We start from the raw sequence: 14692 nt of genomic DNA, 5'->3' as shown, positions 1-14692 counted from the left end.
TCCCCAGGCGCGGGAAGTGGACTTGCGCTCGCGCTCTGGGCCCTGGCTACGGTGCCGTGATGGACGACGGAGCGAGAGGCCGATGACCTCGACGGCGTGGGTGGTGCTGCTCGCACCGACCGTGGCGCTGCTCGTCGGGATCGGCGCGATCGTCCAGCGTGACCGCGCCGACCGGCGCGCGGAGTGGTGGCGCCGGGCGCAGTGGTCGCTCGACCACGTGATGGCCGGGACCCCGGCGCAGCGGGCGGTTGGGCTCGCGCTGACCGACGCGCTCTCGAGCAGCGCTCTTGCCGGCTTCGAGGAGGTCGACGTCCTGGCGAGGTTCGCCGTCGCCCGGCTGGACGACATGACCGAGGACGGCGCGACCGAGGACGGCTCGACCGAGGACGGCTCGACCGCGGACGGCTCGACCGCGGTGCCGCCGGCCGGGGACGAGCCCGAGGTGGCCCGGTGACTCCCGACGACGGTGTCCGGCTGACGCGGGCGGTGGAGGAGTCGGACGTGTACGCCGCGCGCATCCTCGTGCGGGCCAACGCGAAGGCCGGTCGGGAGACACCGGCGTGGATCATGCGGATGGCGCACACGCCGCTGCCGTACAGCCAGCCGTTCGTCGTGCCGCGCAGGCAGCGACGGTGGCGCTGGCCGTGGCCACGCCGCTGACTCAACCCGCCGCGCGCACCCGGTCGAGCAGCAGCAGCGCGATGTCGGTGACCTCCGGGACGCCGACCCCCGCGCGGTCCACGCCGTCCCCGGTCGTGCCCGAGGCAGCCGGGGAGGCCGCCGCAGCCACCCCGTCGGTCAGCATGACCGTGCAGTAGGGGCAGGCCGTCGCGACCACGTCCGCCCCGGTCGCCACCGCCTCGGCGGCACGGGCCGTCCCGATGCGCGTGCCGATCGACTCCTCCATCCACATCCGCGCCCCGCCGGCGCCGCAGCAGAAGGAGCGCTCGCGCGTGCGGGGCATCTCGACGGCCTCGACGCCGGGGATCGCGGCGAGCAGCTCCCGCGGCGGCTCGTACACCTCGTTGTGCCGGCCGAGGTAGCACGGGTCGTGGTAGGTCACGCGCTGGGCGTCCGTGCCCGGGGAGCGGTCGACGGGGGTGAGCCGGCCCTCCGCGACGAGCCGGTTCAGCAGCTCGGTGTGGTGGACCACGTCGTACCGGCCGCCGAGCTGCGGGTACTCCCGGGACAGCGTGTTGAAGCAGTGCGCGCACGTGACGACCACGGCACGGGCCTGCGCGGCGGTGAGGGTCTCCACGTTCGCGGACGCGAGCATCTGGTAGAGCACCTCGTTGCCCGCGCGCCGGGCCGGGTCGCCGGTGCAGCCCTCGCCGTCCCCGAGCACCGCGAAGGAGACCCCGGCGGTGTGCAGCAGCTCCGCGACGGCGCGGGTCGTGCGGCGGGCCTTCTCCTCGTAGGCGCCGGCGCAGCCGACCCAGAACAGGTAGTCGACCTCGGCCGCCGACCCGACGTCCGCCCCGACGACGGGCACGTCGAAGTCCAGGTCCTTCGCCCAGTCCAGCCGCTGGCGGGCGGGGAGCCCCCACGGGTTGCCGCGCCGCTCGAGCTTCGTGAACGTCCCGCCGAGCTCGGCGGGGAACGCCGACTCCATGAGGGTCTGGTAGCGGCGGATGTCGACGATGGTGTCGACGTGCTCGATGTCGACGGGGCACTGCTGGACGCACGCGCCGCAGGTCGTGCACGCCCACAGCGCGTCGGCGTCGATGATCCCGGAGGCCACCAGGTCGACGTCGACGTGCCCCGGCTCGACGTCCTGCCCGGCGCGGGCGGCGCGCAGGTAGGGGGCGGTCGCCGCGGCGTGGTCGCGCAGCGCGAGCGTGACGAGCTTGGGGGACAGCGGCTTGCCGGTCGCCCACGCCGGGCACTGGTCCTGGCAGCGGCCGCACTCGGTGCACGTGGTGACGTCCAGCAGGCCCTTCCAGGTGAGGTCCTCGACCGCGCGCACGCCGAGCCGCGCGTCGTCCGGCAGGTCCTCGAGGGCCGCGACGTCGAGGTCGCGGTCGCCGACCCGCACGGGCGGCAGCGGGCCGAGCGCGGGGGCGCCGTCCGGGGTGCGGCGCGCGTACACGTTGAGCACCGCCAGGAACCGGTGCCACGCGACGCCCATCGTCGGCTGCAGGCCCACGACGACGAACCACGTCATCGAGACGACGATCTTCACGGTCGCGCACACGACGACCGCCGCCTCCACCGCGGAGGTCGCGGCGCCGGACCAGAGCCCGCCGATCCACGCGGTGGTCGGGAAGTGCCAGACGCTCGCGAGCGCGGAGCCGTCGCGCACGGCGAGCTCGTGCTCGAGGCCGCGCAGCAGGAGCACGGCGAGCACGACCAGCAGCACGGTCGCCTCGACGACCACGGCCTGGCCGGTGTGCGACCCGAAGAACCGGGAGCGTCGCGCGGGCTCCGTGGCGGCCGGTCCCGTGCCGTCGCCCCGCCCGGCGCCCGCGGCGGCGATCGCGCGCGCCGGGGTGGGCGGGAGGTCCCGGGGGGTCGTGCGGACCCGGACGGCGATCAGGGCGAGGATGCCGGCGAGCGACAGCCACGCGATGCCCTCGGTCAGCCACTCCCACGGCGCGAGGTGCCCGAGCAGCGGCAGCGTCGCCCGGGGCTCGACCACCTGCGCGTACCCGGTGACGAGCGTGAAGAACAGCACCGGGAACGACACCATGACGGTCCAGTGGGCGACCTTCACGACCGGGGTGTGCTGGAACCGGCCGTGCCCGAGCATCTCGCGCACCACCTGCCGGGTCCGCCGGCCGACGGGTGCGAGGCGGCCCGGGGCGGGGCGGCCCATCCGGATCGTGCGCGTCAGGCGGAGCGCTCCGCGGGCGAACACCGCGACGCCGACGACCGTGGCGGCCACCACCACGGCGAGGCAGGTGATCCGGAGCGCGTCCACCCGCCCACGCTAACCGCCCGCCCGTGGCCCCGGTGCCCGGAGGTCCTGGTCGGCCCCCCCGGTGGCGCACCTCACCCGGGCCGCTGAGCCATCGGTTGATAGAGTGCAGGTAATCCCTCGACCACGGTCGGCACCTGCTCGCTTGCGCGCAGCGCGTCGCCGTGCGTCGCTGTACCTGCCTCTCGACGCCCGCTGACAACACCACACCACCGCCGGCCGCCGGTGCGTCCGCCCTCGCGGCGCGGGCCCGGGCCGGTGGGCCCGACCGACCGACCACCCGCCCACGACAGGACGGAGCGGACGTGCTGCAGCTCCTCGCGGTGCACCTCGTCGCAGCCCTCGTCGCGCCCGCGCTCGTCGCGTGGATCGGCCGGAAGGCGTTCTGGGTGCTCGCGCTCGCGCCGCTGTCCGCCGCGGTGTGGGCGCTGTCGCTCACGGGCGCGGTGGTGGACGGCGACGGACCCACGCAGGTCGTGCAGTGGATCCCCGGCCTGGGCCTGGATCTCGCGTTCCGGCTCGACACGCTGTCGTGGCTGATGACGCTGCTGGTCGGGGGCGTCGGCGCGGTGGTCCTCGTGTACTGCTCCGCGTACTTCAAGGAGCACGCCAGCGGCCTCGGCCGGTTCAGCGGGGTGCTGGTCGCGTTCGCCGGGGCGATGCTCGGGCTCGTCACCGCCGACGACACCCTGCTGCTGTTCGTGTTCTGGGAGCTGACGACGGTCTTCTCCTACCTGCTCATCGGGCACTACCACGAGCGCAAGGCGAGCCGCCGGGCGGCCATGCAGGCGATCGTCGTCACGACGGCCGGCGGCCTGACGATGCTGCTGGGCCTCGTCATGCTCGGCGAGGCCGCCGGGACGTACCGGCTGTCCGCGCTGATCGCCGACCCGCCGCACGGCGGCCTGGTGACGGCCGGCGTGGTCTGCGTGCTGGTGGGGGCGATCAGCAAGTCGGCGCTGATCCCGCTGCACTTCTGGCTGCCCGCGGCGATGGCCGCGCCGACGCCGGTGAGTGCCTACCTGCACGCCGCGGCGATGGTGAAGGCAGGCGTCTACCTGGTCGCGCGGTTCGCCCCCGCCTACTCGGACCTGCCCGCCTGGCGCTGGATCGTCGTGGTGCTCGGCTGCGGGACGCTGCTGCTCGGGGGGTACCGCGCGCTGCGGCAGCACGACCTCAAGCTCATCCTCGCGTTCGGAACCGTCAGCCAGCTGGGGCTGATCGTGCTGCTGATCGGGTTCGGCACCCGCGCGACCGCGCTGGCGGGCCTGGCGCTCGTCGGCGCGCACGCGATGTTCAAGGCGGCGCTGTTCCTCGTGGTCGGCGTGGTCGACGCGGCGACCGGCACCCGTGACCTGCGCCGCCTGTCCGGGGTGGGCCGCGCGCTGCCCGTCACCGCGCTGGCCGGCGGGCTGGCGACGCTCTCGATGATCGGCGCGCCGCCGTTCGCCGGGTACGTGGCGAAGGAGGCGGCGCTCGAGGCGTTCCTGCACGGCGGCGACACCCTCAGCCTGGTGGTCCTGGCCGCCGTCGCGGTCGGCTCCGCCCTCACCGTCGCGTACGGCCTGCGGCTGTGGTGGGGCGCGTTCGCGACGAAGCCGGTGCTGTCCCCGGCCGCCGTCCGCGCCCTGTCCGCCGCGCGCGACGCGGGCAAGGACGGGAAGGACGCGAAGGAGCCGGTCGACCACTCCGCCCACCCGGACGACGACCGCGCCGAGCCCGCCCCGGTCGGCCGCCCCTCTCTGCTGCTCGTGTGGCCGGCCCTGCTGCTCGCCGTCCTCGGGCTCGCGGTGGCGCTGCTGCCGGGGCTCGGCGAGGAGCTGCTCGCCCCGCAGGCCGACGCGTACCCGGCCGGCGAGCCCGGGCACCTGGTGCTCTGGGCCGGCGTCACCCCCGCGCTCGGGATCACCGTGGCGGTGCTGGTCACCGGTGTGCTGCTGTTCCTCGCGCGCCGCCCGGTCGAGGTCGCCCAGGCCGCGGTGCCGCACGTGCCGGAGGCCGACCGGGTGTACCGGCGGCTGATGCGCCGCCTGGACGACGTCGCCGCCGACGTCACCGCCCTCACCCAGCGCGGCTCGCTGCCGTTCTACCTGGGCGGGATCCTCGTGGTGTTCGTCGTGGCGGTCGCCGTCCCGCTGGTCGCGTACACGCGGCTGCCCGCGCAGACGCGCCCCTGGGACGGCCCCGCGCAGCTCGTCGTCGGGCTGTTCGTCGCCGTCGCCGCGGTGCTGGTCGCCCGCGCCCGCCGCCGGCTCAAGGCGGTCATCCTGCTGGGCGTCTCCGGGTACGGCGTCGCGGCGCTGTTCCTGCTGCACGGCGCCCCGGACCTGGCGCTCACGCAGGTGCTGGTCGAGACCGTCACCCTGGTGGTGTTCGTGCTGGTCATGCGCCGGCTGCCGCCGTACTTCTCGGACCGCCCGCTGGTCGGCTCCCGCTGGGTGCGGCTCGGCATCGGGCTCGCCGTGGGGCTGACCGTCGGCGCGCTGGCGCTCGTCGTGCCCGGCGCCCGGGTGCACGAGCCCGTGTCGGTCGACTTCGCCGAGGAGGCGTACGCGTTCGGCGGCGGCAAGAACATCGTGAACGTGACCCTCGTCGACATCCGCGCGTGGGACACGATGGGCGAGATCTCGGTGCTGCTCGTGGCGGCGACGGGCGTGGCCTCGCTGGTGTTCCTCCGGCGCCGCGGCGGGGCGATCTTCCGCGCGGGCGACGCCCCGGAGCAGCGCCAGGTGTGGGGCGGCGGCGAGGACCCGATGGCCGCGGTGCGCCGCCCGGCGCAGGAGCGTCCCTCGTACCGCTCGGGCGAGTGGCTGCGGGCCGGGCGGACCCTGGCGCCGCGGCGACGGTCCGTCGTCTTCGAGGTGGTCGTCCGCCTGCTGTTCCACACGATGATCGTGTACTCGCTGTTCCTGCTGTTCTCCGGGCACAACGCCCCCGGCGGCGGGTTCGCGGCGGGCCTGGTCACGGGCATCGCGCTGATCGTCCGCTATCTCGCGGGCGGCCGGTACGAGCTCGGCGAGGCGGCGCCCGTGCAGCCCGGTCTGCTGCTCGGCAGCGGCCTGTTCCTCTCGGCCGGCGTGGGCCTGGGCGCGCTGGTCTTCGGCGGCACGGTGCTGCAGTCGTGGATCATCGACATCCACCTGCCGCTGATCGGCGACCTGCACCTCGTGACGTCCCTGTTCTTCGACATCGGCGTCTACCTGGTGGTCGTCGGGCTGGTCCTCGACATCCTGCGCAGCCTCGGGGCCGAGATCGACCGGCAGGCGGAGGCGGACGGCGAGGGCGACGTCGACAGCGCCGTGGGCGGCGACGCGGACCCGGGCGAGCAGGTGACGGTGGACGCCGCGGCGGCGGGCCTGGTCGGGGACGGCGGCGCACCCTCCGGCAGGTCCGGCGCTGCCGGCGCGCGGCACGGCGACGGGAGCCCGGCATGAGCATCGACATGAGCCCGAACCTGGTGCTGGTCGGCGTCATCGTCGTCCTGGTGACCGCCGGGGTGTACCTGCTGCTCGAGCGGAGCCTGTCCCGCGTCCTGCTGGGCGTCATCCTCATCGGCAACGGCGCGAACCTGCTGTTCCTGGTCGCGGGGGGTGCCGCGGGCCGGCCGCCCATCGTCGGCCTGGAGCAGGAGGGGCGGATGAGCGACCCCCTCCCGCAGGCCATGGTGCTGACCGCGATCGTCATCACGCTCGGCATGACGGCGTTCCTGCTGGCGATGGCCTACCGGTCCTGGCAGCTGCACCGGCACGACGAGGTGCAGGACGACGTCGAGGACCGCCGCATCGCCCGCCTCGCGGCCCGCGACGAGCGCGCCTTCGAGGACGCCGACACCGAGGACACCACGACCACGCTCGACGAGGAGGCCGCGGAGACCCGCGACGAGACCGACGACGACGGCGGCCCCGTGCCCGCGGGCGCCGGCGAGCAGGGGCAGGCGGGCCGATGAACGAGTTCACCTGGCTGGTGCCGCTGCCCGTCGTCGTGCCGCTGTTCGGCGCGGGGCTCGCGCTCGCGCTGTACCGCCGGCCCCGGCTGCAGCGGATCATCAGCGTCGCCGCGCTCAGCATCGTGCTGGTGGTCGCGGCGAGCCTGCTCGTGCTCGCCGACGACGGGCCGCTCGTGGTCGACATCGGCGGCTGGGCGGCGCCCGTCGGCATCGACCTGGTCGCGGACCGGCTGTCGGCGCTGATGCTGACCGTCTCCGCGGCGGTCACGCTGTGCGTCCAGCTGTACTCGCTGGCGCAGGGCGAGGCCGACGGCGACGAGGCCGCGCCCGTGTCGATCTACCACCCCACGTACCTGATCCTGGCGGCGGGCGTCGCGAACGCGTTCCTGTCCGGGGACCTGTTCAACATCTACGTCGGCTTCGAGATCCTGCTCGCGGCCTCCTACGTGCTGCTCACGCTCGGCGGCACGGGGGAGCGGATCCGCGCGGGCAGCATCTACGTCGTCGTCGCGCTGCTCTCGTCGCTGCTGTTCCTGGTGGCGATCGCCATGATCTACGCCGCGACGGGGACGGTGAACCTGGCGCAGCTCGCGGAGCGGCTGCCCGAGATCGACCCCGGCGTGCGCCTGGTGCTGCAGGTGATGCTGCTGCTGGCGTTCGGGATCAAGGCGGCGATCTTCCCGCTGTCGGCGTGGCTGCCCGACTCGTACCCGACCGCACCCGCGCCGGTCACGGCCGTGTTCGCCGGCCTGCTGACCAAGGTCGGCGTGTACGCGATCATCCGCACGCAGTCCCTGCTGTTCCCCGAGGGCCGCATGGACGACGTGCTCATGTGGGCGGCGCTCGCGACGATGGTGGTCGGCATCCTGGGCGCCGTCGCGCAGGACGACCTCAAGCGGCTGCTCTCGTTCACGCTGGTCAGCCACATCGGCTACATGATCTTCGGCATCGCGCTCGCGTCGCAGTCCGGCTGGGCCGCGGCCATCTACTACGTGGCGCACCACATCATCGTGCAGACCGGCCTGTTCCTGGTCGCGGGGCTGATCGAGCGGCGGGGCGGGTCGACGTCGCTGGAGTCCCTGGGCGGGCTCGCGAAGATCGCGCCGGTGCTGGCGATCCTGTTCTTCATCCCGGCGATGAACCTCGGCGGCATCCCGCCGCTGTCCGGGTTCCTCGGGAAGGTCGGGCTGCTGCAGGCGGGCGTCCAGGACGGCACGCCGCTGGCGCTGGCGCTGGTCGTCGGCGGAGTGCTGACCTCCCTGCTGACGCTGTACGCGCTGATCAAGGCGTGGAACAAGGCGTTCTGGCAGACGCCGCCCGAGCCGCTGCCCGACACGCACCTGCCCGTCGGGATGGTCGGCTCCGCCGCGGCCCTGGTGGGGCTCGGCCTCGCGCTGACGATCGGCGCCGGCCCGCTGTACGGGTACGCGGAGCGCGCCTCCGAGGCGCTGTCCGACCGGTCCGGGTACGTCGAGGCGGTGCTGCCCGAGGGCGGGCGCGGCGAGGGCGAGTCCGCGGACGTCGCCGAGGCGGCGCACGAGGACACCGTGCCTGACGCCACCGTGGCTGATGACTCGGCGCCCGCCGAGGCCGTGCCCGCCGACGCCGAGGGGGAGGGCCCGTGAGCCTGCACCCCCGCCGCCGGCGGCTCGCCACCCAGTGGCCCACGATGATCTGGCTCGTCGTGGTCTGGGTGCTGCTCTGGGGCGACTTCACGGTGGGCAACGTGCTCGCCGGCGCCGTGGTCGCGGTGCTGGTGACCGGCCTGCTGCGGATGACCCCGATCGACTTCCACGGCCGGGTGCACCCGTGGGGCCTCGTCGTGCTGGTCGCGCGATTCGCGTGGGACCTCGTGCGGGCGTCCGTCGAGGTCTCGTGGGTCGCGCTGCGCCCCCGGCACACCCCGCACGGCGCCGTCATCGGCGTGCAGCTGCGCAGCCACTCGGACCTCTACCTGACGATGACCGCCGAGCTGTGCTCGCTGGTGCCGGGCTCGCTCGTCGTCGAGGCGCACCGCCTCACGGGGATGCTGTACCTGCACGTGCTGGACGTCGAGCAGTCGGGAGGCGTCGAGGCGGCGCGGCAGTCGGTGCTCGACCAGGAGGAGCGCGTGCTGCGGGCCTTCGCCTCGGACGCCGAGATGCGCGCCGCCGGCCTGGAGCCGCGGCGCCGACGGACCGGCCCGGCCGGACCCGACCGCACGGAGGTGCGCGCATGACCGCCGTCGTCGTGATCTGCGCGGTCCTGCTCACCGCGGCCGGGGCGCTCGCGCTGATCCGCGCCGAGCGCGGGCCGTCGATGCTGGACCGGACCGTCGCGCTGGACATCCTGGTGACCGTCGTGGTCGCGGCGCTGGCGCTGTACGCGTCGGTGGAGCGGCGCACCGACGTCGTCCCGATCCTCGTGGTGCTGTCCCTGGTCGGCTTCGTCGGGTCGGTGACGATCTCCCGCTTCGCGTCCGTCGAACCGGCCGGCGAGGGCCGGGTGCGGTCCCGCGAGGAGATCGCCCAGGAGGAGGCCGAGCGGATCCGCGCCGAGGAGGAGGCCCAGGCGCAGCGACGCGCCCGCCGCGCCCGGGAGGCCGACGCCTCGCCCGTCGAGGCGCCGGCGCCCGCCCGCGAGGCCCACGAGGCCCGGGCGGAGCACGCCGCCGTCGGTGAGGACGGCGGGCGCGACGACGAGGAGCGGTCGGTCGCCCGCAAGGACGACGCCGGTGAGGCCGTCGCCCGCGAGGACGACCGGGACGACGCCGCCGCGCGGGACGCCGGGATGCACGGGGCCGAGGACGACCCGGTGGCGGGCCGCCGCCGCGACCACGACCAGGGAGGGACCCGATGAGCTGGGACGCCGTCGCCGACGTGGCCGCCGCCGTGTGCCTGCTGGGCGGCGCGCTGCTCGCGTTCGCCGCCGGCGTGGGCGTGCTGCGGTTCCCCGACCTGCTGTCCCGGATGCACGCGGGCACCAAGCCGCAGGTGCTCGGGCTGGTGCTCGTGCTGATCGGGCTGTCGCTGCGGCTGCGGTCCGGCAGCGCCGTGTGGGCGCTCGTCCTGGTCGCGCTGTTCCAGATGCTGACGGCACCGGTCGCCGCGCACCTCGTCGGACGCGCCGGGTTCCGGACAGGCAAGGTGCGCCGGGACCTGCTCGTCGTGGACGAGCTGACCGCGGCGCAGGAGCGCGCCGGGTCGCACACCGGGGACAGCGACGGCGAGTCGGACCACCGGCGGGACGCCGACGGCCGCTGACCCCGGGGTGCGAGGGCCGTGCTGCGGTACCTCAGTGCTGCGGCAGGCGGCGGTTCCTGTCGACGCGCTGGACGAACTTCTTGGTCCCGCGGGTGGCGAACACCCGCGCGATCGTCACGGCAGCGGCGGTGATCGCGGACGCGGCCACGACCTCGCCGATCCGGATGTCCGGGGCGTCGTCCTCGGGCTTCGGCGGCTTGTGCCCGACCGCGGCCTTCCAGGCGGTGTCGACCGCCTTGCTGGCGATCCAGGCCACGGCGCCGGCCACGATGAGGCCGGTGACCTTCGCGAGGGTGGACTGGGTCTCTTCGTCGGCCACGGGACCTCCTGCGTCGGGCTGTGCGCGGACGGCTCGGACGGCGGCTGCCGTCCGGCGGGTGCTCGCCCCACGCTAGCGCCGCGGCTGCCGCGCCGCAGGTCACGGGCGCCCGGCGGTCGCCCCCGACCGGGTGCGCACGGGCGGTGTACTCTCGCCTGCGAACGACAGGGGAGCGTCCCGGACAGCCACCGCGAGGTGGCGCCCGACCGACGCTGAGAGTGCGGACGGACCGCAGACCCTCGCACCTGATCCGGTTAGCACCGGCGTAGGGAGTCGGGATCTCAGTCGCCTCGTGCCGTCGTGCCACGACCGTGGTGCGACGACGCGCGGCGACCCCCTCCTGCTTCTCGAGGAGGACACCATGGCGCGCACGCGCGCACACCGCCGGACGTCCCGGCGCACCACCGCGGCCTCGGCCGCCCTCGCGGCGACGGCCCTCGCGCTGACCGCGTGCTCCGTCACGGGCGGCGGGTCGGACCCGGAGGCGTCGGGCGACGCGTCCGGCGGCGCCGGGACCGTCACGCTGGTCACGCACGACTCGTTCCACGTGAGCGACGGCCTGCTGGAGCAGTTCGAGCAGGAGTCCGGCCTCACCGTGCAGCAGGTCGCGCCCGGTGACGGCGGGGCGCTGGTCAACCAGCTGATCCTCACCAAGGACGCCCCGCTGGGCGACGCGGTGTACGGGATCGACACGACCTTCGCGTCGCGGGCGATCGAGGAGGGCGTCCTGGAGCCGTACACGTCGCAGGTCCCCGCGGCCGAGGACGCCGCGGCGCTCGCGCCCGACGACTCCGGCTCGCTGACCGCGATCGACAAGGGCGACGTGTGCCTCAACGTGGACCACGCCTGGTTCACCGCCCAGGGGATCCCCGAGCCGACGACGCTCGAGGACCTGACGGACCCGCGGTACAAGGACCTCACGGTGGTCACCAACGCCGCGACGAGCAGCCCGGGCCTGGCGTTCCTGCTGGCGACCGTCGGCGCGTTCGGCGAGGACGGGTGGCAGCAGTACTGGACGGACCTGACGGCGAACGGGCTGAAGGTCGCCGAGGGCTGGTCCGACGCGTACTACACGGACTTCTCCGGCGGCGGGGGCGGCGGCCCGCGGCCCATCGCGCTGTCCTACGCCTCCTCCCCGCCCGAGACGATCCCCGAGGGCGGCGGCGAGCCGACCACGGGCGCGCTCCTCGACACGTGCTTCCGCCAGGTCGAGTACGCGGGCGTCCTCGCCGGGGCGCAGAACCCCGAGGGCGCGCAGCAGCTGATCGACTGGCTGCTGTCGGACGAGGTCCAGGCGGACATCCCCGGCTCCATGTACATGTACCCGGTCAGCTCCGCGGTCGACCTGCCGCAGGAGTGGGAGCAGTGGGCGCCCCTGTCCGACGCGCCGCACGAGGTGGCGCCGGCCGAGATCGCCGCGAACCGGGACGCCTGGCTCCGCGAGTGGACCGACCTGGTGACCGGCTGACCGCATGAGCACGACGACGCGACCGTCCCCGACCGGCTCCGGCCGGCCGGGGACGTCCGCGCGTCCGCAGGTCCCGGACCTCCCGCCGCTCCGCCCCCCGGCCCGCGGCTGGGTCGTGGGCCGCACGGCGCTGTGGACGCTCGCCGGCGCGGTGCCGCTCGTGTTCCTCGGGGTGTTCTTCGCGTGGCCGGTGGTGACGCTGGTCGCCCGGGGCTTCGTGGTGGACGGGTCGCTCGACCTGTCCGGGTTCGCGGAGGTGTTCGCCCGGCCCCGCACCTGGCGCATCGTCGGCCTGACCCTGGCCCAGGGCGCGATCGGCACGGTGCTGTCCGTGCTGCTCGGCGTCCCGGGGGCCTACGTGCTCTACCGGTGCCGGTTCCCGGGCCGCGGGGTGCTGCGTGCGTTCGTCACCGTGCCGTTCGTGCTGCCCACCGTCGTGGTGGGCGTCGCGTTCCGCGCCCTGCTGCGGGAGAACGGCCCGCTCGGGTTCCTGCACCTGGACGGGACGTTCGCCGCCATCGTCGCCGCCCTGGTGTTCTTCAACTACGCGGTCGTCGTCCGCACGGTCGGCGGCATGTGGGAGCGGCTGGACCGGCGCCCGGAGCAGGCGGCCCGGTCGCTGGGCGCGTCGCCCGCGCGGGCGTTCTGCACCGTGACGCTGCCCGCGCTGGCCCCGGCGATCGCCTCGGCCGCCTCGCTGGTGTTCCTGTTCTGCGCCACGGCGTTCGGCACCGTGCTGGTGCTGGGCGGCATGCGGTTCGGGACGGTGGAGACGGAGATCTGGATCCAGACGACGCAGTTCCTCGACCTGCGCGCCGCGGCGGTGCTGTCCGTGGTGCAGGTGGTCGTCGTGGCGGGGGCGCTGGCGCTCGCCGGACGCGCCCGGGCCCGGCGGGAGCGCGCGCTGTCCCTGGTGGAGACCGCGGCCGCCGCCGGTGGGCGCCCGCACCCGCTGCCCGGTGCCGTCACCGCCGTCGTCCTCCTGCTGCTGGCCCTGCCGCTCGGGAACCTGGTCGCCGGGTCGTTGCGCACCCCGGACGGCTGGGGCCTCGACCACTACCGGGCGCTCGGGACGACCGGCGGGCGCAACGCGCTCACCGTGACGGTGTGGGAGGCGCTGGGGAACTCGCTGCGCGCGGCCGTCGACGCCGCGCTGATCGCCCTGGTCGTGGGGTGCCTCGTCGCGCTCGTGGTGTCACGACGGCCCCGCCGGCCGGCCGCCCGCCGCGCCGTCGGGGTGCTGGACGGGGTGTTCATGCTGCCGCTCGGGGTGTCGGCCGTGACGGTCGGGTTCGGCGCGCTGCTGACGCTGGGCCACCCGTTCGGCATCACCACCGACCTGCGGACCAGCGGCGTGCTCGTCCCGGTCGTGCAGGCTGTCGTCGCCGTGCCGCTGGTGGTGCGGACCGTGCTGCCGGTGCTGCGCGCGATCGACCCCCGGCTGCGCGAGGCGGCCGGGACGCTCGGCGCCGGGCCCGCCCGGGTGCTCGCGACCGTCGACGGCGCGCTGGTGGCCCGCTCGGTCGGGCTCGCGATCGGGTTCGCGTTCGCGGTGTCGCTCGGGGAGTTCGGGGCGACCGCGTTCCTGGCCCGCCCGGACCGGCCCACGCTGCCGGTCGTGATCTTCCGGCTGATCGGCCAGCCGGGTGCCGACAACTACGGGATGGCGCTCGCGGCCGGCGTGGTGCTCGCCGGGCTGACCGCGGGCGTGATGGCGCTCGCGGAGCGGTTGCGCGGGCCGGTGGGAGGAGAGCTGTGACCGGACTGCACGTGCGCGACGTCGTGGTCCGGTACCCCGGGCCGCACCGCGGGGCGCCCGACGTCGTCGCCGTCGACGGGGTGAGCCTCGACGTGCCCGCGGGGGAGGTGCTCGCGCTGCTCGGTCCGTCCGGCTGCGGGAAGTCCTCGCTGCTGCGCGTGGTCGCCGGCCTCGAACCGCCCGCCGCCGGGAGCCTGCGCTGGGCGGGGGAGGACCTGGCGCCCGTGCCCGTGCACCGGCGCGGGTTCGGGCTGGTGTTCCAGGACGGCCAGCTGTTCCCGCACCGCGACGTCGCCGGCAACGTCGCGTACGGGCTGCCCGGGGTCGACCGCGCGGCCCGCGCCGCCCGTGTCGCCGAGCTGCTCGACCTGGTGGGGCTGCCCGGCTACGGCGACCGCCCGGTGGCGACGCTGTCCGGGGGCGAGCGGCAGCGCGTCGCCCTGGCCCGGTCGCTCGCGCCCCGCCCGCGGCTGCTCCTGCTCGACGAGCCGCTGTCGGCGCTCGACCGGTCCCTGCGCGAGCGGCTGGCCGACGACCTGCGCCGCGTCCTCGTCGCCACCGGCACCACCGCGCTGTTCGTCACGCACGACCAGGACGAGGCGTTCACGGTCGCCGACCGGGTGGCGGTGATGGCCGCGGGCCGGCTGCTGCAGGTCGACGCCCCCGAGGCGCTGTGGCGGCGCCCGGCGGATCGCGAGGTCGCGGAGTTCCTGGGGTACCGGACGTTCCTCGCGGCCGCCGGGTGGGGGTCGGCCGCCGCGCTGGAGGGCGACCTGGTGCCCGGCACCCTGGCCGTCGCCCCCGGCGGGTGGCGCGTTCTCGGTGCGGACGAGCCCGCGCCGCAGGGGGCGCCGCTGCGGTCGGCGGTCGTCGCGGACCGGCGCACCCGGCGCGGCCGGGTCGAGGTCGTCGCCGTGCTCGACCCGGAGGACGTGCGGGTGACCGCCGGGCTGCCGGCCGGCGGCACGGTCCCCGACGCGGGGGCGACGGTGCGCCTGGTCGCGGACGAGGGTGCGGTGGCGGTCGTCGGGGGCTGACGCG

Annotated in this window: 13 protein-coding genes and 1 riboswitch; of the genes, 11 read left to right on the top strand and 2 right to left on the bottom strand. The window is 75.4% G+C overall.

Going from position 1 to position 14692, the window contains the following annotated elements; all coding sequences use genetic code 11:
* Positions 1-82 precede the first annotated feature (82 nt).
* Positions 83-454: a hypothetical protein gene (locus tag KJP73_RS08235; RefSeq protein WP_213282315.1), complete on the top strand. Its 372-nt coding sequence runs from the start codon at positions 83-85 to the stop codon at positions 452-454.
* Positions 451-660 carry a hypothetical protein gene (locus tag KJP73_RS08230; RefSeq protein WP_213282314.1) on the top strand — a complete coding sequence of 70 codons (210 nt, stop codon included), beginning with the start codon at positions 451-453 and terminating at the stop codon, positions 658-660. Before KJP73_RS08235 ends, KJP73_RS08230 begins: the two co-directional genes overlap by 4 nt.
* Position 661: 1 nt before the next feature.
* Here KJP73_RS08230 and KJP73_RS08225 read toward each other — a convergent pair whose 3' ends face one another.
* Positions 662-2920 (bottom strand): (Fe-S)-binding protein, encoded by a 2259-nt coding sequence (locus KJP73_RS08225; RefSeq protein WP_213282313.1) that lies wholly within the window; start codon positions 2918-2920, stop codon positions 662-664.
* 302 nt (positions 2921-3222) lie between these two features.
* On the opposite strand from KJP73_RS08225, the gene KJP73_RS08220 reads away from it, so the two are divergent.
* The 6 genes from KJP73_RS08220 to mnhG are packed head-to-tail and all read left to right on the top strand — an operon-like array spanning position 3223 to position 10105.
* Positions 3223-6351 carry a Na+/H+ antiporter subunit A gene (locus KJP73_RS08220; RefSeq protein WP_213282312.1) on the top strand — a complete coding sequence of 1043 codons (3129 nt, stop codon included), beginning with the start codon at positions 3223-3225 and terminating at the stop codon, positions 6349-6351.
* Entirely contained in the window at positions 6348-6863 is a 516-nt protein-coding gene (locus KJP73_RS08215; RefSeq protein WP_249669217.1) for a Na(+)/H(+) antiporter subunit C, read from the top strand. The genes KJP73_RS08220 and KJP73_RS08215 overlap by 4 nt, the downstream gene beginning before the upstream one ends.
* Entirely contained in the window at positions 6860-8488 is a 1629-nt protein-coding gene (locus KJP73_RS08210) for a Na+/H+ antiporter subunit D (protein ID WP_213282311.1), read from the top strand. Before KJP73_RS08215 ends, KJP73_RS08210 begins: the two co-directional genes overlap by 4 nt.
* Entirely contained in the window at positions 8485-9081 is a 597-nt protein-coding gene (locus tag KJP73_RS08205) for a Na+/H+ antiporter subunit E (RefSeq protein ID WP_213282310.1), read from the top strand. Before KJP73_RS08210 ends, KJP73_RS08205 begins: the two co-directional genes overlap by 4 nt.
* The gene (locus KJP73_RS19225; protein WP_249669216.1) at positions 9078-9701 is read left to right on the top strand and encodes a monovalent cation/H+ antiporter complex subunit F; all 624 of its coding nucleotides are present in this window, start codon (positions 9078-9080) and stop codon (positions 9699-9701) included. The genes KJP73_RS08205 and KJP73_RS19225 overlap by 4 nt, the downstream gene beginning before the upstream one ends.
* Positions 9698-10105: a monovalent cation/H(+) antiporter subunit G gene (gene mnhG / locus KJP73_RS08195; protein WP_213282309.1), complete on the top strand. Its 408-nt coding sequence runs from the start codon at positions 9698-9700 to the stop codon at positions 10103-10105. The genes KJP73_RS19225 and mnhG overlap by 4 nt, the downstream gene beginning before the upstream one ends.
* A 31-nt stretch (positions 10106-10136) precedes the next feature.
* Here the strand turns inward: mnhG and KJP73_RS08190 are convergent, their stop codons facing one another.
* Positions 10137-10424: a DUF4235 domain-containing protein gene (locus KJP73_RS08190; protein WP_213282308.1), complete on the bottom strand. Its 288-nt coding sequence runs from the start codon at positions 10422-10424 to the stop codon at positions 10137-10139.
* A 156-nt stretch (positions 10425-10580) separates the two neighbouring features.
* Positions 10581-10713, top strand: a riboswitch (TPP riboswitch).
* A gap of 72 nt (positions 10714-10785) precedes the next feature.
* Here KJP73_RS08190 and KJP73_RS08185 point away from each other — a divergent pair.
* From KJP73_RS08185 to KJP73_RS08175, 3 genes are read left to right on the top strand one after another with little or no spacing between them, the layout of a single operon-like run.
* Positions 10786-11892, top strand: a complete 1107-nt coding sequence (locus tag KJP73_RS08185; protein ID WP_213282307.1) for a thiamine ABC transporter substrate-binding protein — start codon at positions 10786-10788, stop codon at positions 11890-11892.
* Between the two features lie 4 nt (positions 11893-11896).
* Positions 11897-13651 carry an ABC transporter permease gene (locus KJP73_RS08180; RefSeq protein ID WP_213282306.1) on the top strand — a complete coding sequence of 585 codons (1755 nt, stop codon included), beginning with the start codon at positions 11897-11899 and terminating at the stop codon, positions 13649-13651.
* Entirely contained in the window at positions 13648-14688 is a 1041-nt protein-coding gene (locus tag KJP73_RS08175) for an ABC transporter ATP-binding protein (protein WP_213282305.1), read from the top strand. Before KJP73_RS08180 ends, KJP73_RS08175 begins: the two co-directional genes overlap by 4 nt.
* Positions 14689-14692 lie beyond the last annotated feature (4 nt).

Origin of the sequence: Cellulomonas hominis, assembly GCF_901521055.1 — a bacterium.
Classification (GTDB): domain Bacteria; phylum Actinomycetota; class Actinomycetes; order Actinomycetales; family Cellulomonadaceae; genus Cellulomonas; species Cellulomonas endometrii.
The sequence above is the reverse complement of the archived record's forward strand: the minus strand, read 5'-3'. Positions and strand labels throughout refer to the sequence as shown.